The sequence below is a fragment of the Bacillus sp. DNRA2 genome (genome assembly GCF_012843265.1).
Classification (GTDB): Bacteria; Bacillota; Bacilli; order Bacillales; family Cytobacillaceae; genus Bacillus_BU.
In genome coordinates, this window is sequence record NZ_JABAIT010000002.1 from 224,567 (window position 1) to 247,550 (window position 22,984).

The 22,984-nt window shown below is 39.0% G+C and carries 20 protein-coding genes and 1 pseudogene; 5 read left to right on the plus strand and 16 right to left on the minus strand.

Annotated elements, in window-relative coordinates; genetic code table 11:
- Nucleotides 1-133 precede the first annotated feature (133 nt).
- The gene (locus HHO41_RS03520; protein WP_169095506.1) at nucleotides 134-1,021 is read left to right on the plus strand and encodes an oxidoreductase; all 888 of its coding nucleotides are present in this window, start codon (nucleotides 134-136) and stop codon (nucleotides 1,019-1,021) included.
- 896 nt (nucleotides 1,022-1,917) lie between these two features.
- Here HHO41_RS03520 and HHO41_RS03525 read toward each other — a convergent pair.
- The 7 genes from HHO41_RS03525 to HHO41_RS03555 all read right to left on the minus strand — a co-directional run bounded on the left by HHO41_RS03525 (nucleotide 1,918) and on the right by HHO41_RS03555 (nucleotide 11,776).
- Nucleotides 1,918-5,169, minus strand: a complete 3,252-nt coding sequence (locus HHO41_RS03525; protein ID WP_169095508.1) for a UvrD-helicase domain-containing protein — start codon at nucleotides 5,167-5,169, stop codon at nucleotides 1,918-1,920.
- A complete protein-coding gene (locus HHO41_RS03530) occupies nucleotides 5,166-7,901 on the minus strand; it encodes a PD-(D/E)XK nuclease family protein (protein ID WP_169095511.1) in 2,736 nt (911 codons plus the stop codon). The genes HHO41_RS03525 and HHO41_RS03530 overlap by 4 nt, the downstream gene beginning before the upstream one ends.
- A gap of 207 nt (nucleotides 7,902-8,108) precedes the next feature.
- On the minus strand, nucleotides 8,109-9,101 hold the full coding sequence (locus HHO41_RS03535; protein ID WP_169095513.1) for a zinc-dependent alcohol dehydrogenase family protein: 993 nt from the start codon (nucleotides 9,099-9,101) through the stop codon (nucleotides 8,109-8,111).
- Nucleotides 9,102-9,731: 630 nt separating this feature from the next.
- On the minus strand, nucleotides 9,732-10,130 hold the full coding sequence (locus HHO41_RS03540) for a DoxX family protein (protein WP_169095515.1): 399 nt from the start codon (nucleotides 10,128-10,130) through the stop codon (nucleotides 9,732-9,734).
- Between the two features lie 62 nt (nucleotides 10,131-10,192).
- A complete protein-coding gene (locus HHO41_RS03545) occupies nucleotides 10,193-10,621 on the minus strand; it encodes a MarR family winged helix-turn-helix transcriptional regulator (protein WP_169095517.1) in 429 nt (142 codons plus the stop codon).
- Nucleotides 10,622-10,799: 178 nt separating this feature from the next.
- Entirely contained in the window at nucleotides 10,800-11,276 is a 477-nt protein-coding gene (locus HHO41_RS03550) for a hypothetical protein (protein WP_169095519.1), read from the minus strand.
- Between the two features lie 11 nt (nucleotides 11,277-11,287).
- Nucleotides 11,288-11,776, minus strand: coding sequence for a CBO0543 family protein (locus tag HHO41_RS03555; protein ID WP_169095521.1), 489 nt, complete (start codon nucleotides 11,774-11,776; stop codon nucleotides 11,288-11,290).
- A gap of 142 nt (nucleotides 11,777-11,918) precedes the next feature.
- On the opposite strand from HHO41_RS03555, the gene HHO41_RS03560 reads away from it, so the two are divergent.
- Nucleotides 11,919-12,254 carry a hypothetical protein gene (locus tag HHO41_RS03560; protein WP_169095523.1) on the plus strand — a complete coding sequence of 112 codons (336 nt, stop codon included), beginning with the start codon at nucleotides 11,919-11,921 and terminating at the stop codon, nucleotides 12,252-12,254.
- Nucleotides 12,255-12,330: 76 nt separating this feature from the next.
- Entirely contained in the window at nucleotides 12,331-13,239 is a 909-nt protein-coding gene (locus tag HHO41_RS03565) for an ankyrin repeat domain-containing protein (RefSeq protein ID WP_169095525.1), read from the plus strand.
- A 97-nt stretch (nucleotides 13,240-13,336) separates the two neighbouring features.
- On the opposite strand, the gene HHO41_RS03570 is transcribed toward HHO41_RS03565, so the two are convergent.
- The 5 genes from HHO41_RS03570 to HHO41_RS22795 form a co-directional block, all read right to left on the minus strand.
- A complete protein-coding gene (locus HHO41_RS03570; RefSeq protein ID WP_169095527.1) occupies nucleotides 13,337-14,227 on the minus strand; it encodes a CPBP family intramembrane glutamic endopeptidase in 891 nt (296 codons plus the stop codon).
- Between the two features lie 185 nt (nucleotides 14,228-14,412).
- Nucleotides 14,413-14,916, minus strand: a complete 504-nt coding sequence (locus tag HHO41_RS03575) for a DUF5946 family protein (protein WP_211171022.1) — start codon at nucleotides 14,914-14,916, stop codon at nucleotides 14,413-14,415.
- 83 nt (nucleotides 14,917-14,999) lie between these two features.
- Entirely contained in the window at nucleotides 15,000-15,350 is a 351-nt protein-coding gene (locus tag HHO41_RS03580; protein WP_348981215.1) for a zinc ribbon domain-containing protein, read from the minus strand.
- A gap of 91 nt (nucleotides 15,351-15,441) precedes the next feature.
- Nucleotides 15,442-16,896: an Msr family ABC-F type ribosomal protection protein gene (locus HHO41_RS03585; protein WP_169095530.1), complete on the minus strand. Its 1,455-nt coding sequence runs from the start codon at nucleotides 16,894-16,896 to the stop codon at nucleotides 15,442-15,444.
- 382 nt (nucleotides 16,897-17,278) lie between these two features.
- Nucleotides 17,279-17,323, minus strand: coding sequence for an erythromycin resistance leader peptide (locus HHO41_RS22795; protein ID WP_169095632.1), 45 nt, complete (start codon nucleotides 17,321-17,323; stop codon nucleotides 17,279-17,281).
- A gap of 172 nt (nucleotides 17,324-17,495) precedes the next feature.
- Here HHO41_RS22795 and HHO41_RS22305 point away from each other — a divergent pair.
- A pseudogene (locus HHO41_RS22305) lies at nucleotides 17,496-17,627 on the plus strand (beta-ketoacyl-[acyl-carrier-protein] synthase II); the annotation flags it as partial.
- A gap of 608 nt (nucleotides 17,628-18,235) precedes the next feature.
- On the opposite strand, the gene HHO41_RS03600 reads toward HHO41_RS22305, so the two are convergent.
- From HHO41_RS03600 to HHO41_RS03615, 4 genes are all read right to left on the minus strand, one after another.
- Complete coding sequence (locus tag HHO41_RS03600) at nucleotides 18,236-18,559, minus strand: hypothetical protein (RefSeq protein WP_169095534.1); 324 nt, start codon at nucleotides 18,557-18,559, stop codon at nucleotides 18,236-18,238.
- A 211-nt stretch (nucleotides 18,560-18,770) separates the two neighbouring features.
- Nucleotides 18,771-19,172, minus strand: a complete 402-nt coding sequence (locus HHO41_RS03605; protein WP_169095536.1) for a hypothetical protein — start codon at nucleotides 19,170-19,172, stop codon at nucleotides 18,771-18,773.
- Nucleotides 19,173-19,196: 24 nt separating this feature from the next.
- Nucleotides 19,197-20,837, minus strand: coding sequence for a ribosomal protection-like ABC-F family protein (gene abc-f, locus HHO41_RS03610; protein ID WP_169095537.1), 1,641 nt, complete (start codon nucleotides 20,835-20,837; stop codon nucleotides 19,197-19,199).
- A 307-nt stretch (nucleotides 20,838-21,144) separates the two neighbouring features.
- Nucleotides 21,145-21,927, minus strand: a complete 783-nt coding sequence (locus HHO41_RS03615) for an alpha/beta fold hydrolase (protein ID WP_169095539.1) — start codon at nucleotides 21,925-21,927, stop codon at nucleotides 21,145-21,147.
- Between the two features lie 323 nt (nucleotides 21,928-22,250).
- On the opposite strand from HHO41_RS03615, the gene HHO41_RS03620 reads away from it, so the two are divergent.
- A complete protein-coding gene (locus HHO41_RS03620; RefSeq protein ID WP_169095541.1) occupies nucleotides 22,251-22,970 on the plus strand; it encodes a DUF4386 family protein in 720 nt (239 codons plus the stop codon).
- Nucleotides 22,971-22,984 lie beyond the last annotated feature (14 nt).

The window sequence follows — 22,984 nt, forward strand, 5'->3', positions numbered from 1 at the left end:
TATCTAAACATTAAAGTTTTATTAAAAATAATTATTATCGTAGAAAAATTTTAACGTAAGATGTATTCTATTAACCTAATAATATAAAATTTACCTCGTTGGAGCCAACGGGATTTAGGATAGTAAGGGGTGTATGATCATTTCTGAAAAAATCGTTGTCATAACCGGTGCAAATAGTGGATTAGGATTTGAAACAACAAAGTATTTTGTAAGCATAGGAAATACCGTAGTCATGGCTGTCCGAGATGTAAAAAAAGGAGAAGCAGCAAAAACAGAGGTACTCCAGTTATTTCCTCAAGCAAAGATTGATGTTTTTTATCTTGATTTATCTAAATTAACTACTGTACGTCAGTTTGTAGAAGCTTTTTCCCGAAAATACGATTTCTTAGATTTATTAATTAATAACGCCGGGGTGATGATTCCTCCTTTTTCTAGGACGGAAGAAGGCTTTGAACTTCAGTTTGGCTGCAATCATTTAGGGCATTTTGCATTGACTGGATTACTGCTTCCATTTTTGGAAAAAGCAAAACAGCCTCGTGTTGTCACGCTAAGTTCCATTGCTCATCGAAATGGCAGCATAGATTTTGATAATTTGGATGGTTCAAAGGGGTATCGTGCCATGAAGTTTTATAGTCAAAGCAAGCTGGCGAACCTTCTATTTGCAAAAGAATTCGACGAACGCTTAAAACGAAACGGATACAAAACAATCAGCTTGGCAGCCCATCCCGGCATTTCCTCTACGAATCTATTTAGAATTGGCAAAGAAAAGGCACCTTGGTATGTCAAGCCTATCATCAAGCTCATTGCGCAACCAGCTGAAAAAGGGGCATTGCCTACGATCATGGCAGCCACAGACGAGAAACTAGTTGGTGGCGAATACATCGGCCCTGACGGTGCAGGCAATCGCAAAGGCAACCCTGCCATCGAAATACCTCGAGCGCATGTCTATAACAAAGCAACCATGGTGAAACTATGGACTGTTTCAGAACAATTAACGTCAGTGAAATTTAATCTGAATTAATAGATGAGGACGTTGGAGCGGAGATGAGAGATGATTCATGCGTTATCGTTCCCATTCTTTCGAATCTATGAATTTTTGGGCACGATTCTCCTACTATCGTGCCCATTTTTTCGAAATTACAAATTTTTGGGCACGATTCTTGCGTTATCGTTCCCTTTTTTTCAAATCTACGAATTTTTGGGCACGATACCCGCGTTATCGTTCCCTTTTTTTCGAATCTACGAATTTTTGGGCACGATTCTTGCGTTATCGTTCCCTTTTTTTCAAATCTACGAATTTTTGGGCACGATTCTTGCGTTATCGTTCCCTTTTTTTCGAATCTACGAATTTTCGGGCACGATACCCGACCTATCGTTCCCGTTTTTCCGAAATCACAAATTTTCGGCAACAATTCTCCCGCTATCGTGCCCATTTTTCGAAACTAAGGCAAATCTACGCAGCACTTTACATCGAAACTGCCAATGAAATGTATCATAAAGCGGGTCTATGCAACACTTTCAACGAAAACTGCTAATGAAATGTATCATAGAGCAAATCTATGCAACACTTTCAATCAAAATCGCCAATAAAATGTATCCTAGAGCGGGTCTACGCAACACTTTCAACGAAAACCTCCAATGAAATGTATCCTAGAGCGGGTCTACGCAACACTTTCAATCAAAACAGCCAACGAAATGTATCCTAGAGCAAGTCTATGCAACTCTGCCAATCAAAACAGCCAACGAAATGTATCCTAGAGTGGGTCTACGCAACACTTTCAATGAAAACCGGCAATGAAATATAGCGAATCTACGAATTTTTGGGCACGATACTCGCGTTATCGTTCCCATTTTTTCAAAACCATACAAAAAAATAGCCTGCATGCCAAGCAACACTTGGCAGACAGGCAATTCCCTCTATAATTCATCACTAGCAAAATGAATCATCGCTCCGACGACAGGCATATGAATCCATGCTTCACAAACTGGCCGGCCTGTAGCGACAGTCAGTGCCTCAGCGTATATCCGGAGCTGCGGCAGGTAACTCATACTCTTAGACAGCCAATCGGCTTCTTTACCTGGGAACGATTTATGGTCAATGATCACCCAGCCACTCGGCGTTTCAAGCAATAAATCAATCCAGCCTGACGCCTTCTGTAAACCTTTCCGAATATGGATCGGCCACTCGGAATGTTTCGAAATTAAATCGGGATACTGTTCAAAAATAAACTGCTGTAACCGGTCGGAAGCCTCAAGCATCGACTCTGTTGTTAAAGCATATATACCATGACGGTCACTGATCGCTTGTGCCAGTGCCAGTCTCTCTTGTTTCGGCTTTGTTCGGTCATCGGCAGCTAAAAATGCATGTACCATATCCCCAAGCAAGGCCATTTCCGGATTGCCTGTTAGTGGAAGACGTGTGCCAATGCGATGAATTCTTGAAACATCATCAAACACTTCCGATACTTCGCTGCTACTATCCACCACAGTTTGATCATTCTTGATCCCACTCGGGTTAAATCTCGCCGGAACAAACGGTACTGCTTCAATTGATTTCCCCACATAAACAGGTTCTTCCTCAGATGAACTCGGATTGGTTAGTTCTGAATCAGCCTCAACAGAAAGCAATCTGACTTTGCAATGAAAACTGTTTCCCTTCACCACTATTTTTCCAGTTTGATTATCTGGTGGAAACTCCCCTTCTACTTCACCGGCAGCACCAAGATTTCCAATAACAGGTATGCCCATATCATCCGTCAATTCACTCAGCCAGCCCACTTTTGAAAAATCCCTTGCTGTGAAAACAAGATAATCCCTAGCTCGCGTCATACCTACGTACATGAGCCGTTGATTTTCGTCTAAAAGCTGGCGTTGCCTGTGCTTGAGCTCAGGTGCATCTAGGACATGGGTATCGAGTCCTACCTTGGTTGCTTGCTTTCCATATGGCCAAGGCCAATAATAAAGGCGGCGTCCGTAGAGCGGATCCTCTACATTAAAGCCTTGCGTACTGACTGCGGTTACTTGGTCAAATACAGGTAAATTGCCTCGGTCTGAAGATTTGTCTAAAGAATTTAAAATAACAAACGGCCACTCTAACCCTTTTGCCTTGTGGTAGGTCAAGACTCGAACCGCATTGTCATTGGTGGATTCTGCTACCAAATTTAATTCTTTATCCCTTTTCACATCATTACTTAAGAATAAAATAAAACCAGTCGTTGTTGCAGCGTTTCCATTCGTACCGGCAACATCTTCATATTTGATTGCCAATTTGCGAAGCGCATCTAAGTTCGCAAGTCGCTGTTCCTGCTGTCCCCAGCTTAAGGCGATTTCATCTGCACTTGATACAACAAGCGCCATGTCCACCACTTCACTCGGGCTCATTTGAACAATTTTTGCACGGGCCTTGTCCAAATCATGGATGACTGGCTCAGTTTCAATAATGTTTACTCGCTTCTCGGCATCAAGCCAATCAGAGAGCCAGCGTCCTTCACCCCATTCAGCAGATGAAAAATGGATTAATTCCGCCAACGCCAGCGTATCCCGAGGATCCACCAGGTATCTAATCGCTGCGACCGCGAAAACAACTTCTGGCGTATCTAATAAACCACTTTCGCCAACTGTTGCAGGAATTCCTAGATTTGAGAGTGCTTCGGCAATTCTAACGCATTCATCATTTGACCTGCAGAGAATGGCGACGTCGCCTCCTTTAAGTGAACGAAGCTCTCGGGTTATTTTATCAATAATTTGGTAGTGGTCTGTTTGACTCAATACCTTCTTCACACCAAGAGCAATATGAGCTGCGTCAGTTTTTACATTCTTTGAATGAGGGTAGAACCAGGTTTCGACCGCTAGCGCTTGTTCGGGCTTATCCTCCCGCATTGGATCGAGTGCAGTCCGTTCCGCCGCCATTCCTCTTGCTTCAAAAACCGGAACAAAAATCGCGTTAACAAAATCAACCAACGACTTACGCGAACGATAAGAAGCATCTAAAATTTCAATATCTAAATCATCGATACTAGTCATAGCCGTTTGCATCAATTCCGGATCCGTTCCCCTAAAACCATAGATTGCCTGCTTGACATCCCCAACCCACGTGGCACTTTCAGCGATTTCGCGAAGCTGCATGTTTAAAGCAATCTGCAAAGGACTTGAATCTTGGAATTCATCGATAAACACTGCCGAAATCCGATCGATAAGCACTTCTCGATTTTGTTGATCCTTCAGCAACTTAAGCGCCAATGCCTCTTGGTCGGTAAAGTCGATTAAGCCACGCTTCCTTTTTTCCTCCGCGTAAAGTTCCATAGCCTCCGATGCACAATGGAATACAGCAAACATGGCGTTTTTCATATCCTCATGTAACCTTGGGTGTCGGTCATGAACTGATGCAGCGGCATGAATCGGGGAAACGGCATCCATGCTTTTTTTGGCAGGGGCAAGCTTGCTTAGCTTCGCCCATTGCTGCCAGGTGAGAACGCCGTTTCGGTCCCATTCTCGAATTACTTCGTCTAACACTTCCATCGCTTTTGCTGTCGTTTTAGTTGTATCAGCACCAGGCAGTTCAGATTTTGCCACCTGTAAAGCAGATCTTAATGTTTCATCTAGTTGGTCTGGATTTGGTAAAGCTTCAGGCAGCCATTTTGTCATATTATCCCATGAGAATTCGGCACATGCCTGCACTTCAGCTGGACTCATTCCATTCTCACGAGCAAGCTCTAGCACTTGCAGTACTTTCTTCCGCCAGTTATTGTTTTCATCTAAATTGTCCAATCCGAGCCGAAGGAATACTTCGCGATAATCTCGGTAAAATTTCATAATCACTTCATCGGCAATCGCATGAAACAAAGCGGAAGCTTCGGTATCGGCCAACACTTTTTGCACCGGTGACAAGCCCATTTCAAGGGCGAATTCTCGTAAAAGTCTTCCAAAGACGCTATTCATCGTTCCGACATACCCGTCCAAAATACGGGCTGCTGCCTCGGCATCCCCTGATTCTAGCAATCTAAGCCGAACACGTTCGATGAGTTCTTCAGCAGCTTTTGTCGTAAAGGTGGTTGCCATAATATTTTCCGGTGGCACGCCATTTTGAATTGATTTTAATATCTCACCGGAAAGGCGATACGTTTTTCCAGCTCCCGCTCCGGCACTCAACATGGTTAACTTTCCGGTCATACTTGCACCCTCCTAAGCCCACATAGATTCTGATATTCACAAAATTTGCATGGAGGGTCAATTAATGATACAAATGGCTCCTCTTCTGCAATATCATCCGAAGTTTGCGTTGATTTTTCTGGCACACCTGGGGCAATCGCTGTCCCCTTTGCCAGTTGTGTCCAAACGTCAGCTACTGATTTTTTTATGATTTGATGTGTTTCAATGAGCGACGGCCCCTGTACATGGTAGTCCGATGGAAATTCCTCATGCGGAACGCTGTAGAAATGACCAGTTCTCAGCATAAAATAAGCAACGGGTAGCTCTTCATCTTCATGGTCTGCTAATAACCAATGGTAAAGTGATAATTGCACGGACAATTTCTCTAGACGTTCTTTATAATTCGCCGGTCGTTTTGACCATTTCGCATCAAAGAGAATCTTTTTACCTGTGGTGGTTTCCCCAACAAGGTCTAAGCGACCCTTGAATTCTACTCCTTCATTCCAAGGTTTTTGCACTTCCAATTCGGTATGTTGAATCTTAATTCCGGCTCGGTTCAACACTTTAAAAAAGTGCCTAATCGATGTTTGCAGTTTGTAGCGAGTTTCGTTTCGAACAATTCCGTTTTGCGGCTCCAAGAGCGGTGCGGCAAGCATTGGTGTCAATCCATCAAATAATTCGCCGACCCGAATTCTTGCCTCGTCTTCGTTCCAGTTTGATTTTTCCGTAATTAACGTTTCCAAAATGACATGTCCGAGATTTCCAAGCATGACTGATTCGTTTGGCGTGGATAAAATATTGCCAGGTTTTACGTTGGCAGCATATTTAAATGTCCACTTTACCGGACAGCTGATTAACCCCTCAAAACTAGTCGCTGATTCTTCCTTCCGAGGCAGAACCACTTGTTCTGGAATCCGCCAGGTTCGGATCGGCTCTGGGATCATCCGTCTTGGTAAAGGTGACCTTTCAAAGACATTACCGAACAAATGAATGCTCGGTTGTTTGCGTAGATCTGACGCCTCAACGCTAATGTTCTCTACTGCAGTGTTATCTTGCGCCACAGCGTAGCGAATTTCGTCCCATAATGGATGTAGCGGAATTTCCTCCCCTTTTACTTTTGCAGGCGCAAACAGGATTAACTTGCGATTAGCAAATCTCACCGCACGCTGCCACGCTGCAGCTTCCCTCCGCCGGCGAACGTCTTCTTCCAATAAATAAACACCATGGTCCTTTAACCATGAACGTTCGGCTCGGGTCCAGGTGCGGATGTTCGGTCCCGCCATGTTTTTATGAAACCCCCACCAAAGAATGGTATCGACTTTGTCCCAAATTTGCCCGGGATGGTCAATAACTTGCCAAGTTGTTGCCTCTTCTTTGTAGCTGTCTAGTTTCGCACCTTCACCCAAGACGGAATCAAGTATGCGCGCTACTTGTAGATGGGTCACATTGCTGACACCAAGCGACTTAACGCCCTCAAGGATTTCGTTTGCAACCTGTGTGGCCTTAACGTATATGAGGTCATTTTTTTGATGATAATTCGTTGCCGCCCAATGACTTACTTTTTGACATATCTGGGCGAATTTTTCGTAAGGAATTCCAACGTTCGGATTATAATATCCATGGCGAATCCACAGGTCCAGCTTCTCATTTAAATTCTTACGACGTTTCTTTATTTCGGTTGCATCGCAGCCTTCTTCGACCCACATTTCCTCATAGTCCTGGATCCCGTCCTCGATTGCCTGTTGCCATTTCGGACCGCCAATCCCTGGATTTGCTGCTAACTCCCTAGCAAGCCGAAAGCGGATTTTCCCTGGGACCGGGGAAGCTGGAATCGTTAATAACTCCATCATTCGGTCCACCCTTATCGGCTCCCAATATGTATCGATTGTAAGAGGTAAAACTTGAAGCACCGCACGCCATTTAGAAGAAGTATCAACGCCTGCTCCTGGAACACCGCGTCGATGAAGCAGCTCGTCAAGAAACATCGCACCCTCACCCTTTATGATCACGGTGTTTTCTGCTGATGTATGTTGAAGCAAGCTGATTAAATAATCAGCTGCATCCCATTCCTGCTCTGATCGAACTAACAGTAAGCTTCCATCTCCTTGGGCTTTGCCGCTAGATTGTTTAGCAGCGAGAACCTCCTGCAACATCGAAAGATCCGTCGCAGCGTCGGCTTGGTCGTCGATGCTGTTTGTTCGAAGCGGTTTTTTCTCTATTTGTACACCTTTGTCTCTTAAAATATTGATTAATTGAACACACCATGGGTCCCACATTGTTTCATCTTCATCCACGATTGAAATGGTATCGATATCTAAACTGATTTGGTCATGCAGTTTTGCAAGCAATGCCCTTACGTGATCTGGGAATCCCCATGTTTTATTCACATTAGCTAGTTCTATTTGTGCCAACGTCTCTAGCCATTTGCTTCCGGCAGTATGAACGGCCGGATTCCAGCCCGATAGCACTAACTCATCACGTTTGTGAAGTAACTCTCTGGTTGTGTTCCATGAGTCTGTTGCTAAGGATTTTGAGAAAGGCTGATTTCCAGTATCTTGTTTTCGTAACAAATCCTGCCACTCAGCGATCCGGATGTTTTCCGAAGCTTTAGGGGCAGTTAATCCTAACTGGGTTTCTAAAATGCCGATTAATCCGGTAAAACCGGTTATGACGGTACCTACGATTGCATCATTTTCCCTAAGCGCATCTGGGTATGTAGCAGAATCAAGCCAGTAGCCAAGTATGATATTCAAGTCCGTGTTCTCCTCCTTTAATCAAACAAATCTCATTTCATTATATTTCTGGAAAAATATCCTTTTACAATATTTACTAGCTTTATTTTACACAAAAAGGCGTACTAAAAATAGTACACCGTTTTCTTTATATCTGAATTTTCATTTACAAAAATTAAACCATATCCCAGCCATCCTCGTTTGTACTGCTCCATCAAATTTTTTCACCTAATAGCTTGTTAGAAACACCTTTCCATTTCTTATTTTAGAAAATTCAACAGCTTCAACAGCACTACCCACGTCTAGTAAATCGTAACGAGAATCTTCCTTCATCATTTTTAACTTCCCAGCTTCAATCAGTGAAATCAAATGTTTAAACGTTCCTTGCCATTTCTCTGCTGTTACGGTTTTGTTCCAATGACGCAAATGAAATATATTAGCATTCACTTTTGCTATTTTTACAATATCGGCCCAATTGACCTGTTTTCCTGATAAAAGACCGATTGTGATAAAATTTCCATTCGGGTGCACACAAAACGCCAAGTCATTTCCGTCAGAACCGCCAATCGAATCAATCGCTGCATATGCCCCTTTTCCATTCGTTAATTCCATAACGGTTTCGCGAAGTGGAGACTGAGACGTATCGATTACCTCAGAAGCACCAAGCTGAAGTAATTCAGCAGTATGTTTGTTGTTTCTCGTCACAGCAATCAATCGAAAGCCGATAATCTTTGCTAGTTGGGCAAAAATATGGCCGATTGCCGACCCGCACGCATTGACTAACAAAACCTGATTCGGGCTAATTTTTAATACCTCCGTACAAACCACCCAGGCAGTAATGGGATTAATATACATTTGTGCAGCTGTAAAATCATCGATTGTATCAGGTACGACCACTGCATGTTCCGCTTTTGTTTTAACGAATTCTTGCCACGTCCCTTCCCCACGCAATGGCAGAACCCGCTTACCAATCAAATTTTTCGAAACGAAAGACCCAACCGCATCAACAATTCCAACACCTTCATACCCCGGAATATTAGGCAAAGAAATTCGATGTGCATATGAGCCTCTAATCGGGATTAAATCAGAAGGATTAATTGGGCGAGCCAGCATGCGGACAAGGACTTCATCATCTTTCGGTGGTTCAATTGTTTTGTTTTCAATTTTGAGCACTTCTTTAGGACTACCAAATTCGTAAAATATAATGCATTTTGCTTCCAAAACTAGTAATCTCCTTTACCACAGCACAGTGAACAATTCTGTGCGGTTTTCTGTGTATGTATTCTGATGATATCGTTAATTATTATTTTACCTATCAGATACAGGAAACATCTACTAGTTTTTGGACTAGGAGGTTTACTTGGAACGGACATGTAGTTCGTTATTTTACTTAAAACAACTGTTTTGAGGATTGATGTGGACATCAGGTACGTTATTTGCTAAAAACCATGACAAACTACTCTATATTTCGGCAAATAAAGGCATCTATGTCCGTTTGGACTCTTAACATTCTCTTTTTCGAGAAATAGAGGAACCTATGTCCGTTTCTACTGCACCCTATTCTCGATTTGCTGTCCCTGCACTGAATAGACATGACGAATCTGTAACTTGGACAAACGGTTCAAACTTTCTATAGAGCTATATTTAATAACTAAACAATAATGAATGAACGTTCAATCATTTAAGTTATACACAATTTTCGGAATTGTCCCGCGATAAAATATATTAAAATGGCTAATCGGAAACTTACCGATTAGCCTACTTTCCTTATGTTGTTTTTAGTCGTTTTTAATTCTTCCTTATCTTAACATTCATATTTCACTTGATTGAAGAATTTTTAATTCGAGATATTTAGAATAAAAAAGTATCCAAAGCATATTGACCTGGTCCGATTAAGGCTAACCCAATTGATACCGCAAGTAAAGTTAGGTTATACTCATATCCATTTGATGTAGTCCATAATCCGTTTGGGCCATGCACTTTAACGATAGCAATTACCATTGTCCCAGCGATCATGATTCCGGCAAGAGGTGTTAGGAATCCTAAAGCAAATAAAAGCCCGCCAATAAGTTCAGTCAATCCTGCGATTAGAGCAATTGTAATACCTGGTTTCATCCCAATAGATTCAAACCAACCGCCAGTACCTTTTAAACCATATCCTCCAAACGAACCAAATAATTTTTGAGCTCCGTGACCAATAAATAAAACACCAATTACCAACCTAATAATTAATAAACCAAGATTAATCATTTTTTTATTTCCTCCTAAGATATTTATTTTATCTCGAATTCGAGATATTATTTCAAAAAAAATCATTTCTTAACATTTTGACTTACCTTACTCAAAAGATTAACGAATATTTCAGACTCCTCGAGATTTAAAGAACTAAACACATTCTCTACCCATTGATGATGTTTTGGCATAATATCCTCCATAAAGCTATTTCCATCATCTGTTAAAGCAACATGTATCGCTCTTCGATCATCTGGACAAGCACTTCGATAAATCAGGCCTTTCTTTTCTAATCCATCAATAACATATGTCATAGAACCGCTTGATATTAAGATACTATGACCAATTTGTTGTATGGTTCGTTTTCCTTTAAGATAAAGCACTTCTAGAACAGAAAACTCTGTAATACTGAGGTTATATTTTGACATTTCTAACCTCATACTCTCCTGAATTCCTTTAGATGCTTGCATCAATACCAGAAAGGGCAAATTTGTACATTTTCTGTTCATTCATTCACCACCTTTAAATTATTTTTAATTAAGATATCTCGAATATGAGATAATAATATTACTTATCAAACTCTATGTCAACTACCACCTCTTATTTCATATTTTTTGGAATATTCCACTCCATATATGTCGATTTTCCCTTTCATATTAAAGAAGTTTGCCTGAGCAACCATTGATATTATTCCGTATGATTAGGTTTTGAGGCTGTTTTTATTAAAATATGACGAATAATAAAACCAATTCCTACTCCTGGAATAAGAGACATCATTGGAAGCCAAATGGGGCCAAATGATACACCAAAAATGCTGTTTTGAGAATACATTAGACCTACTGTTACAAAATAAGCTCCAAAAGCAAATGGTACAAAAGAAAGCTGAGGATTTTCCCCTTCCGCAAATTTATAGGCATCATACATTGCAAACAAATAGACACAAGGATAAAACATAAGCCATTGGTAATCCACTACTGCATGAGCCTCTTTTATTTTTCCAAGGAAACTAAACATGATAGCCTGATTAAAAAAGCTGTTCACATTAATAGTGAATTCTAAAATAACAAACAAAATTCCTTTGATATGGTGACCATTTAACAGCTGACCAAAGCCTGGAAAAGCAATACTCCAGAGAATGGCTTCAAGTTTTTTCGTTTTCATCATAGTATCAACCTTTAATATTCAGTTCTAATTTGCTTACTTTTGACCTTATCTAATATCTTTAATAAACCAACGAGCCCTCTGATAATAAACAAAGTGAAATTAACACTTGCAAATGTATGAAAAGCTGACCACCTTTTCCATTTAAATAATCCGGTGTATTTTTCCATAATCCATTGCCCAACACTCATTGGAACACTAAAAATCAAACTTTTTAATAAAATTTTTCCAAAGTGATCATTATACGAGATTTTTACCCATATGACACTTAAAATCGGAAAAAATAACATGTCATAAATAATATTTGTTTTAAAAATTTTAGGTAATGGACGCACAGGATATTCAAGTTTATTGGTTCCAACAACATAAGCATCAATTAGGGTGGCAATAACCCCTTTTGAGAAAAAAATCAAAAGATTTTCTCTCATTTTTGTTCCCTTAAATAAAAACGGGAAAGAAACTACACATAATGCGACTAATAAGTTTAACAACTTTTTCTCCACTTACTAAACATCCTCTCATTTTCTGGAATCGTGATACACTTAAATTGCCCAAAAAGCATACAAATATAGGCAATTTTTGGGATTTAATTATAAAGTATTTGACGTTTAGATGTTAAACTATAAAAAAAGGAGGGCATGTCGAATGGAATTTAAAATTGGGAACGGTACCCTGTTTTTACCCCCTTTGCATATTACGATTATTGCTATTATTATCTTTATTCTGTTGTTTAGATGGAGCAAGCAGTTAGAAACACGACGTTATAGGATTTTCTTATACTTTCTGATTAGTACTTACATAGCTGCAATTTATTCACATAGCACCAAAGATGGCGTCTTTGAACTATGGATTCCTTTAGGGTTTATCGTCGTTTTCTTGCATTTGTTTCGAAGTAAAAGTTACCATCCAGCAAAAATGAAAGCGAGTGTTTTAGGCCTTTCCATCGCAATTTACCGGTTAATTCAGCATTATATCGGTTAATGCTTACACTAAATATATTCGTACAAAAAAGAAGATGTTTTTTTACATTTGGTTACTTAAAGCGAGGAAATTAGCTATGAAAAGAAAAACGATATTTGCATCGACCATAATTGTTGGGATAGTATTAGTCCTCTTGTTAGGCAACTATTTTTTGGGGGATAGAGGGGATAATGGAAGGGCTAAGTATAAAGAATATACATCCGCACACTCTTTAACAAAAAAATACACCGACAATGACTATAAATTAGCCAGAGAATTGATTGGTGCAATACAAAAGAAGGATGATAATCAAGTGTCGCTGCTTATCAAGAAGAACAAACAGATTAATTGTCCAGAATTTGAAGAAGACCCAGACTCTGATATGCCCGCACCATTTACACCATTAAGTGCAGCCTGCTACATTGGAGATTATGAAACAGCAAAAATGCTAGTTGCCAAAGGTGCTGTTGCAAATGTGAGAGACACTTATTCACCGTTAGGACTAGCCTTAGATCGATATGAGCCAGAAGATTTAGATCTGGTAAAACTGCTAGTTGCAAATGGTGAAAATGTGAGAAAAGGTGTCTATTTGGATTATGTAGCTGAATGTGGAAACTTCAACTATAACACCGAAAACGACAATCAAAGAATAGTTGACATTTACAAGTATTTAGAAGAACAAGGAGCTCAAAAGTCTAGCATAGACAAAGTACTATCAAATGCTGCCTATATGGGAAACACTTCACTTGCTGAATTTTTGATTGAAGAAAGAGGAGCAGATGTCAATCGTGAAACAATTGCTACGCCACTTATTCGCGCAGTATATGCACACTCCGTACTTGATGAAAAGACTGTTAAAATGGTGAAAATGCTATTGGAGCACGGTGCAGATAGAAACTACGTTTACGCATTAAAGGAGCCAGCTGAAAACCATGGTACCGCCTTAGATATCGTGAAAACTTATCCCACGCCTAATCAAGAACTCATTAAACTTTTAGAAAATTGATAATGCCAGTTAGACCTAAATCCAATCTTATCATTTGCAAAAGGTAACGGAACCCGTTAGGCTTTTTTAGGCCTCTTCTTCTAATTAAACTATATCGTTACAATTTTTCTTTGTATTTTTTCAATGAAATAAACAGAAAGATTCCCAACGCAAGGGCGTCCCATATCAAGGTCGTTAATGGATCAATATTTTTTACTAAAAATAAGGATGGAATGCCACCCATAACCGAGTCATCCATCGTAAGAAACCAGCCAAGGAACATATTATTTGCCGCATGAGCCCCAATCGATAATTCAATACTGTTTGTTTTGGCGCTGATATAACACCAGATGATTCCAGTTAACAGGTAATCCGCCCCAACAAAAATCGGTGAATAGTTCATTTCAGGATTGGTAAAATGAAGAGATCCAAAGATTCCACCAGCAATAAGGGACATTATCAAAGGATTCCGTATCCATTTTCCGATAAACTGCATCAAATAACCTCTGAAGAAAACCTCCTCACACGTCGTTTGGATTGGGGTCAAAATTAGCACAAGGAAGAACAAAATGACAAAATCTGATAAATGAATATCATTTAACGAATAATCCCCTGGGTTAAAGATGACATCGAGTATCGTCGTTGTACTAAGAATGAGAAAAAACGCACCAAACCCATAGCCAATTCTCTTCCAATCTAAGTGTTTCTTTGGTGTAATCAGAGTGATAATTTTACGCTTATGGACGAAACGAATGGCAACAAAGATCCCTATTAACCAAAAGACGAACACCGAATTCATTAATGCAAAGTTGACTAAGGGATTGAGTCCCACATAATCAACTAACTCTTCATCGAAATATGTATTGGGGTTTCCATCTGATTGAACGATTTGCTCACCAATAATCGCATATGGAAAACCGGCAATAGTAATAAAGACAATCATAACAACCAATGATAATACATACCGCTTCCAACTATTCTTGCCTTCTTGCACATTAGTAAAATTCATTTCAATTTAGCTCCATATATTTAATAGTTTCGTAGTCACATCTACATATTTTTACATTTTTTGATAATAAAGTCAATTATTGTTATTTTGGATATAAATAAAAAAATGGATTGGAGAATTAGCAATTCATCATTACTAATTCCCAATCCACGTTATCTTATCGATGGAAGTTATTATGTTCATTTTTACATATTACGAAGATATTTTCGCGATATTTCTCTAGTCCATTCATGATAGTGGTCCCATGTTTCCCAGACATCCTTAGCCCATTTCATCAACATCTCATTTCGGTTTGTCCCTTTCTCAGCAAAAAGGACATCCGAAACGGAATAGCTGTATGGACTTGATGGAAGATTAAATGATGGCCATTGAATGTTTCTTTTAGCCAATTCCATGTGGGCCTTCTGAACCTGTCTCCCCGTGTATCCATGTTCTATTGCCAAATATAAACCTATTAATGAAAAAGCCGTTCTAATATTTTTGACTTTTTTTCCAGAATGCTGCGCACCATAGGCGTCAACTGCATGTTGGGTAGGGAATTCCATATCCAAAAGCTCGATTAAATAAGCTGAGAGATCGTGATACGCTTTTTCACATTCACCCAATGCGTTGTAATGGTCACTTTCTTCCCAATTCTGATCTGGAAATTTCCCCTGACAACCGGGACATGTTTTATAATGAATTTCCACTAGCCCCACTCCAGTCTAGTCTCGAATCCCTTATTTGAGTTTATGCACTCGGTTTGCTTCTGAGTGGTTTTACATATGAATGTTTATTTCCAACGTTTAAGAGTTGGTAGTAATGCTTCCAGTTCTTTTCTAGCTACGTCTTCGCCCATTGCTTCTCCAAGAACAGGCACAAGCATCTCAATCATTTCTTCAAGTGATAGTTTGGAATGAATAAATTTTCCATCTTTATAGCAATTTGTACAGTAAATGCTTTTACTCCCATCTGGTTCCGTTGCTATGAAATGCGCGTGTTCTTCATTAAAAGGTAAACCACAACTTTGACACATTGTTACTTTTGTCATTTTTATCATTCCTTTCGGATGGTGGTGTACACCATAATACTTCATTTTAGCATACCCAGGGTGCCAGGCACCGCCCGAAAAATCTTGTTTCACATTATGTTTCACAACGCTAGGGGTTTATCAGGATGAAAATGTAGTATTAAAAAGAGAGGACGCCGATTATCGGAGGTCCCTCCTCATAAAACTATATTTGAATCATTTTACACTCATGAATTTTCAACTGTAAATCAGCAACGTTTTTAATAAACTGCTGATCATGTGAGACGAATACAATAGTGCCTCTGTACCCAGCAAAAAAGGTTTCTAATGCTTTAATCGCATAGATATCTAAAAAATTCGTCGGTTCATCTAACAGTAGAATATTATAATCCCCCAAGAATAGCCTACATAGCTGCAGTCGAATCGCTTCTCCGCCACTTAATGACTTCACACTCTTTTGTAGGTCTGAACCAACAAACTGCATCGAATGCAAAACACTCCTTAAAAATGCCTCGTCATATTCTGAATGATTTTTCACAAATTGCAAAACTGTTTCGTCAGTAGTAAATTGATAGCTCATTTGCTGGAAATAGCCAATTTTTGCTTTTGGAGAAATAATCAGATTCTCATCGCGATTCGCAATTTGGTTGAGTAATGTGCTTTTTCCACTGCCATTGCTACCGGTAATCGCTATTTTTTGACCAAGCGGCAACTGAAAACTCACTTCTTCCAATAATACATTCTTGTCAATTTGAAGAGTGCAGTGGTCTGCCATAATCGGAAATTTATTATGAAGTTCTTGCGTTTTCGATTGCTGGAATATTATCGGTCTGTCTTCTTTCACAGCTTCCACTTCCTGAAGTCTCTCCATTCGACTTTCTATTGCTTTCGCAGCACGTTGCATTGCTTTTTGGCTCGTGCCCTTTGATTTTGTCATAAACATCTTATTCGGTTTGGCATTTGCTTCGCTTTTTGACATGCGACCAGCTTGTGCAACCTTTTGCGCTTTTTTCATCTTCTCTTGTGCCGCTTTATCGAGCCTACTCTTTTCTTTAACAAACTGCTCATGAGCTTGCTGCTGTTGTTCCCGTTCTAACTGCTTTTGGGCTTCGTATGCAGAATAATTTCCAGCATAAACTCGGACCTCGCCCCCATCAATTTCCCAGATTGTCGTAACCAATTCATCGAGAACCGCACGGTCATGACTAACTAACACTAGCGCTCCATAATAATGGCGAAGTTCATCAAGGAAAAAGGATATTCCATCTTGGTCTAGATGCGTTGTCGGTTCATCAATGAGCAGTGCTTCATAATAATGCGTAAACAACTGGGCAAGCTTCATCCTTGTTTGTTCCCCACCACTCAACTGCCCCGAATCCATTGGAATCGCTAATTTCCCTAGCAATGCTGGGTCGGCTTCAAGTGCTTTTGGCTCATCAAGCTGCTCGAAATATCCACACTCGACATGGCGATGCACCTTCCCGTTTGTTGGTTGAATTTGCCCAGCTAATATTTTTAAAATCGTACTTTTACCAGCACCATTTTTACCCACAATGCCAATCCGATCAAATTGGTGGATGGCTAAGTGGCCAAGCTTTAAGATTTCCTTATCCAAATAAGTTACTTCAACATTTTCTATTTCAAAACAAATTTGTTCCATATTTTGCTACCTCCCGAAAAATAATAATTTCGTATCGATAGCAAGAATCGATACGAGCTTATAAAACAAGCTCGTATTAAAAGAAAAGTAACATAAACATTCAATATCCCTCCCCTAACATTTGTGAAAATAAAAAAATCACAGACGACTGTCTGTGATTTAGAGTAAAAGGGAGTAACCAATCCGATCGAGCGGTTGATGAAAAATCCATCAGCAAATAAACCTCGCTCACGATGAAAGGTTTTTTGGCAAAATTAAAGAAAGGTAGAATAATCCACTTTCTTCAAATTACATCATGATACTAAAATTGAAGATTATTAAAAAAGGACAGACTAATCCCGTTTACTCTGTATCTACAAACAGAGCCTTTGACCGTATTCAATTACTGGTTCAAAGATGGGAAACGTAGTCTCATAGAATGTGTCATTTTTTAGTAATCCTCCTAAATGTTTTCTGTACAATATTAGTTTAGAACCCACTAATGAAAATGTCAATAAGCGCTCCAGCGCCGTTCAACGCCTCTCAGCGCAGCTCCAGTGCCAGGCACCACCCGAAAAATCTTGTTTCACAGATTGTTTCACAATCTGTATAATTCCCCTCATAAAACGAAAATTGCAGGGTTTGCAAAGGATTTTGATGCAGACAAGGTTTTAGGAAAGAAACAAGCTAGAAGCTTAGATCGTTTTGCGCAATTTGCTTTAGATGCGGCAGAGCAAGCTTGGGAAGATTCCAACTCATTCGGTATCAGAGGCCATAACGCAGCTATTATTTTAAAAAAATACGAATAAACAAATTTAAGAAAAAGGCTATGAAACATTACTAATGAAAAAAACAGTAAAAATGTATCATAGTACTACTCTATGGAACAATTTAAAGAAAAAAAACTAACAAAGTGTTTCATAGACGGGCTCTACGCTACACTTCTAATGAAAAAACAAGTGGAAATGTAGCATAGAACAACTCTATGAAACAAATCCAAAGAAAAAAACTAACAAAGTGTTTCATATACGAGCTCTACGATACACTTCTAATGAAAAAACAAGTGGAAATGTAGCATAGAACCACGCTATGAAACAAATCTACAAAAAAAACTAACCAAGTGTTTCATAGACGCTCTCTCCCCTGAGAAGAGCTAGCTTAAATATATTATTGCGGACATCAGATTCCCTATTTGACCAAAAAGATTGATTTTATTAGCTTAACGGACACCAGATGCGTTGTTCGCTAAAATGGAGGTTGGTTAACCCCATTTCACATAAAATAACGCATCTGATGACCGCTTGATTCATCCAAAATGGCAAATTCCCAAAAATAAGTCCTTTTGTGTCCGCTACAGTCATCAAACAAGACGGCCAGCTATTTTGTTATTCTTATAGACAAAGAATCCACAAATGATATAAAAAATTAAGAGAACTATTCCTATTGGCATTTCATTGATAATTTGTCCAGTATCTTGTGTTCCCATATAAATTAAATGGATTGAAGGTAATGTTCCCAATAAACCACCCCAAAAGGCATTCTTATTTAAAAGAAAACCACTAATAAAGAACAAGGCTAACCAAACTACAACAACGGGTGAAATAGCTCCTATATCGTTTATCGCGATCGCTCCATAAAGAATTGAAAAAATAATAGCAGGAATAAAGAAAATAGTTTTCTTCATTTTGACAACCTTCTCTCCCTCAAATTGACAAGTCATTACAATATCATTCTCTTTAATAAATCCCCATAGTGTAATTTTACACTATGGGTGATATTTTGTAAATTATTCCCTATTAGTGATACTGCCCTAAAATGGAACAGACGCATTTCTTATGAAAATGCGCCAACTTGTTTCAAATCCCTTATTAAATTCAACCCTTAATAAACTATTATTAATTATCGGTTCCTTCGTATTGAACTCTCTCAAAAACATAGAAGGCCCCGATAATTTCATCAAGTCTTATCACCACATATGAGTTCTTTTGTTTTGAAGGTAAATCAGTTTGCACTATGGTTATAGCAGTGTCTTTACTTGAGTTTTCGATATTATGGATTTTAAGCGTTTTATTTGATTCGCCTGATGAAATGACAACAACTTTATTACTATCCGAAATGTCAAATATTTTGTAGCCTTTGTATCCCGAGTTACTCGACTGTAATTCGTCAATATAAGTAGAAACTGCAGACATGCTATTTACTTTTTCTTTATCAAGAATTGTATAATCCACTGTCTGCGTGCAGCTTGTAAGAAAAACAACGATTAACATAAGAATGAGTAAAATATTTTTCTTCAAATTTATCCCCTCTTTTCAAACCAATTATTGGAGCTCTCTTATTAATTTTGTAAGTTCCTTAAATCTTAAATCAAGCGCCTCATATTCTTTATGATTTGAAGTCATAAAGCTAAGCTTTCCTAGAACTTCTTGTCGTTCTGTTTCAAGGGTTAGGCGCAGCTCCTCCTGATCATCCTTTTTCGAAGGCACTTCCTGTACATCTAATTTCTTATTAATAGTTTGATTTGAAAAAATAAGTTTCGTGTTAGTTGTTTTTTCAAGAAAATAACGATCGTGCGACACAACTAGTAGGGTGCCATGATATTGCGCCAAGGTTTCTTCAAGTTGCTCTCGTGAGGGTAAATCTAGATGGTTCGTTGGTTCATCGAGAATAAGTACATCTCTTTCTTCCAATATATATTTCATTAACTTACACTTCACACGCTCACCCATACTCATATTACCAATTGGTTCCGTCCACTGAAATTCTTGGAATCCTAAATGTTTCATTAAATTTCGTACGTGCCCTCGCTCATTAAATGACTCTTTATCAAATAGCTTTTGAGGAGTTTGATGAAGCGGCAAATCAAATACTTCTTGAGTCAAGTAGCCAATATTTGCTGATGGTGAAATCCAAATATCACCTTTCGTCACGGTTTCTTTTCCAGTGATTATTTTTAAAAAAGTCGTTTTCCCACAGCCATTTGGTCCTGTCACGGCAATCTTTTCACCATGCCCAATCGTAAAATTAGCATCTTTAAAAAGGATTTGTCCATCAAAGGACTTTTCTAAATTTTTAACTTCTAAGAATCGCTTCCCAACTTTATGATTCGATTTTATAGAAAAATTCACCTCGTATTCATCCTTAAGCGGCTCAACCTTCATTTTTTCAAGTTCCTTTTCGAGACGCTTTTGTTTTGATTTAACCTGTGAATCCATCCGTTTCGCTTTAACTCGATAATATTCCTTAAAGCCTTCCTTTTTTGTTGATTGCGCGTGCGCTGACTTTGACCATGATGTTAGCTGATTCATTTGACCTTCAATCCGTTCAATCGCCTTTTGTTGTTTCTCATATTCACGCTTTTGTGTAAGTCTTTTTCGTTCACGAAATTCCATATAGCTGGTGTAATGTCCACTATGACTAATAAGCGTTTGATCCTCGATCGACCATATTTTTGTGACAACTTGATCCAGAAAATAACGATCATGTGATACGAGAATAACGGTGCCTTGATAACTTTTCAGCTGCCTTATCAGAAAGTCTGTACTCTGTTCATCCAAATGGTTCGTTGGTTCATCCAACAATAAAATATCTGCGTCTTTGGCCAAACCTTTTGCCAGACGAGCCTTTACCCTTTCTCCGCCGCTTAACTTCGAAAAGTCACGGAATGGAACCTTCCACTTCCTTAATAACGCTTCTTCTTCTGGTGTGACCCCATCGAAAGAATAGGACTCGGCTTCTTGTTCAACCATTGCCGAGACAAGATCCTGCTGCACATGTTTAATTTGTCCTTCTGTTGGCAAAAAGTCACCGTTCAGTAATTGCAACAAAGTTGATTTACCAGCACCATTTTTACCGATGATTCCGATAATATCCCCTTTTTGCACATTTGTGGTTATTTTTTCAAAAATCATCATATCTTGAATTTCAACTTTTATATTTTGTAACTGCAATATTTCCATCATAAAAATCAACCCTTCTGTTTCAGGGGAAAATAAAAATCCCCCCAAATTATTTTTGGAAGGATTAGTTTCATTGCATTTTTTTCATACCTAAATAAGCTAATTTCGCCTTTCAGCTCGTTAGCATACTTATGTCGTATATAGAAAAATGGGCAGACTAATCCTAATTTTTTTATCTGAAATATTTTATTTCAAATTGTAAAAAAGTTAGGTTAGTTATCCATTGTCCACCCATCATTCCTTTCGATTTTTATTAGCTTCATTCTAACATGATGCCGCGGATGATTCAACAAACATGGTAACCTCGCCATTAACCAATGAATTGCTTTAATAGCTGGTTAAACTTCTCACGTTCTTCCCAGAAAGGGCCGTGGCCGCTGTATTGAAACGGAACAAGCTGTGAATTGCTTATTTTTTGATTTAGTTCCTGTGCTTGTAGAAATGGAATCACTTTGTCGTGGACGCCGTGAACGATGAGTGTAGGGACAAGTATTTTTGGCAAATCGGAATGAAGCTTCTCATCTCTTAGTGTCATGATAATCGCTGCTGTTGACCAACCTGCTGCTTGAAACCCCAATTGATTAAACCACTCCGAGAATGCGGGAGTTATATATTGAAAGAAAAAGGTTTCTGTTACTTCTTGCATCATTTTAGGACGGTCATTTAACGCTTGAGTAAGGAGTCTATTCGCGGTTTCTATCGTAAAGCCGGTAGGAGCTGCGGCGTCTATAAGGACAAGTTTGGATACTCCGTCACCATTATATCGGGACATGTACCGTATGGCGATTGCTCCACCTGTAGAATGACCAATAAGCGTGAAATTGTCTAATTGAAGTACTCCAACTACTGTACGGATATCATCCGCCAATCGGTTATAATCGTAACCACTCATTGGCTTATCTGATTTTCCGAATCCTCTCCAGTCAATTCCAATACAACGGTATCCCATTGCCGGAAGAACATTAAATTGATATTCAAACTGTTTATGGCTTAACGGCCAACCATGTAAGAATACTATCGTCTTCCTGCCCTTGGGATTTACATCTTCTACATATAATTTTATGCCAGATTCTACAGTAACATAGTACCCCACACGTATTCCCCCTAAAGCGGATTTAACAATATGATATTCATTTAGGCAGACATAGATGAGTACACAATCCTTGTTAACAGTTTCCTAGAAAATGTTTGTTTAGAGGAAGCTGTATTTCTTAGGACTCTTCCACTTCAAACAACCTGCGGTGGTGTTAAGTGGTGAGTTGTTCACCATGTGATATATTATAGTTAGAAGTTTTCGAAAATTTTTTAAAATGTGTACTTCTGAATTGATTTCAAGACTACTAGAATAAATGTCTAGTTTATTAGTAAATATCCACTGTGTTCTTTGCCAGGAAAGATCAAAAGGAGATGTATTATATGTCTAAATCGAAGAAAAATCAGTTGAATAATGTCCAAACTGCCGATTCTCGATGGAAGGGTCTATTGAATGCAGGTGGAGCAGCTGCAATAACGATGTTCGTTTTAATGGTTATACAGATCATCGTTTTCGTTATCTGGCCCCCACCCCATACTGTCGAAGCTTACTTTTCACTATTTCAAAACAACTGGCTTTTAGGTCTATTAAGTCTTGATCTGCTCTATATTGTGGATAGCACACTCTTAATTCTTATTTATCTTGCCTTATATATAGTATTAAAACGGTTCGGTGAATCAGCTATGCTAATCGGTGTTATTTTTGGCATCACCGGAGTTGCTGCCTATTTTGCGTCGAATACAGCTTTTGAAATGCTTTCTCTCAGCACCCAATATGCTGAAGCAACATCAGAAGCGCAAAGGGTGATGTTGTTAACAACAGGGCAAGCAATGCTTGAAACATATAAGGGCACTGCATTCGACATTTATTATGTTCTCAACACGATTGTGCTCTTTTTATTCTCGCCTGTCATGCTTCGTAGCAAAATCTTCAGCAAAACAATTGCCTATTTGGGAATGTTAGCTGGTGTATTGATGATTGTACCATCTACAGCTGGTGTGTTAGGTCTATATTTCTCGCTCGCTTCCCTTGTACCCTGGTCGATATGGTTAATCTTGGTTGCCCGGAGACTCTTTCAGTTGGGAAAAGGAGTATTCAAATGAGTTTCCAATACACA

Bases quoted from the DNA above. Each gene is read 5' to 3' on its own strand.
- HHO41_RS03585 (WP_169095530.1), bottom strand. From the start codon at position 16,896: ATGGAACAAATTTGTTTTGAAATAGAAAATGTTGAAGTAACTTATTTG.
- HHO41_RS03520 (WP_169095506.1), top strand. From the start codon at position 134: ATGATCATTTCTGAAAAAATCGTTGTCATAACCGGTGCAAATAGTGGA.
- HHO41_RS03545 (WP_169095517.1), bottom strand. From the start codon at position 10,621: ATGAACAGAAAATGTACAAATTTGCCCTTTCTGGTATTGATGCAAGCA.
- HHO41_RS03540 (WP_169095515.1), bottom strand. From the start codon at position 10,130: ATGATTAATCTTGGTTTATTAATTATTAGGTTGGTAATTGGTGTTTTA.
- HHO41_RS03565 (WP_169095525.1), top strand. From the start codon at position 12,331: ATGAAAAGAAAAACGATATTTGCATCGACCATAATTGTTGGGATAGTA.
- HHO41_RS03620 (WP_169095541.1), top strand. From the start codon at position 22,251: ATGTCTAAATCGAAGAAAAATCAGTTGAATAATGTCCAAACTGCCGAT.
- HHO41_RS03550 (WP_169095519.1), bottom strand. From the start codon at position 11,276: ATGATGAAAACGAAAAAACTTGAAGCCATTCTCTGGAGTATTGCTTTT.
- HHO41_RS03525 (WP_169095508.1), bottom strand. From the start codon at position 5,169: ATGACCGGAAAGTTAACCATGTTGAGTGCCGGAGCGGGAGCTGGAAAA.
- HHO41_RS03560 (WP_169095523.1), top strand. From the start codon at position 11,919: ATGGAATTTAAAATTGGGAACGGTACCCTGTTTTTACCCCCTTTGCAT.
- HHO41_RS03570 (WP_169095527.1), bottom strand. From the start codon at position 14,227: ATGAATTTTACTAATGTGCAAGAAGGCAAGAATAGTTGGAAGCGGTAT.
- abc-f (WP_169095537.1), bottom strand. From the start codon at position 20,837: ATGATGGAAATATTGCAGTTACAAAATATAAAAGTTGAAATTCAAGAT.
- HHO41_RS03600 (WP_169095534.1), bottom strand. From the start codon at position 18,559: ATGAAGAAAACTATTTTCTTTATTCCTGCTATTATTTTTTCAATTCTT.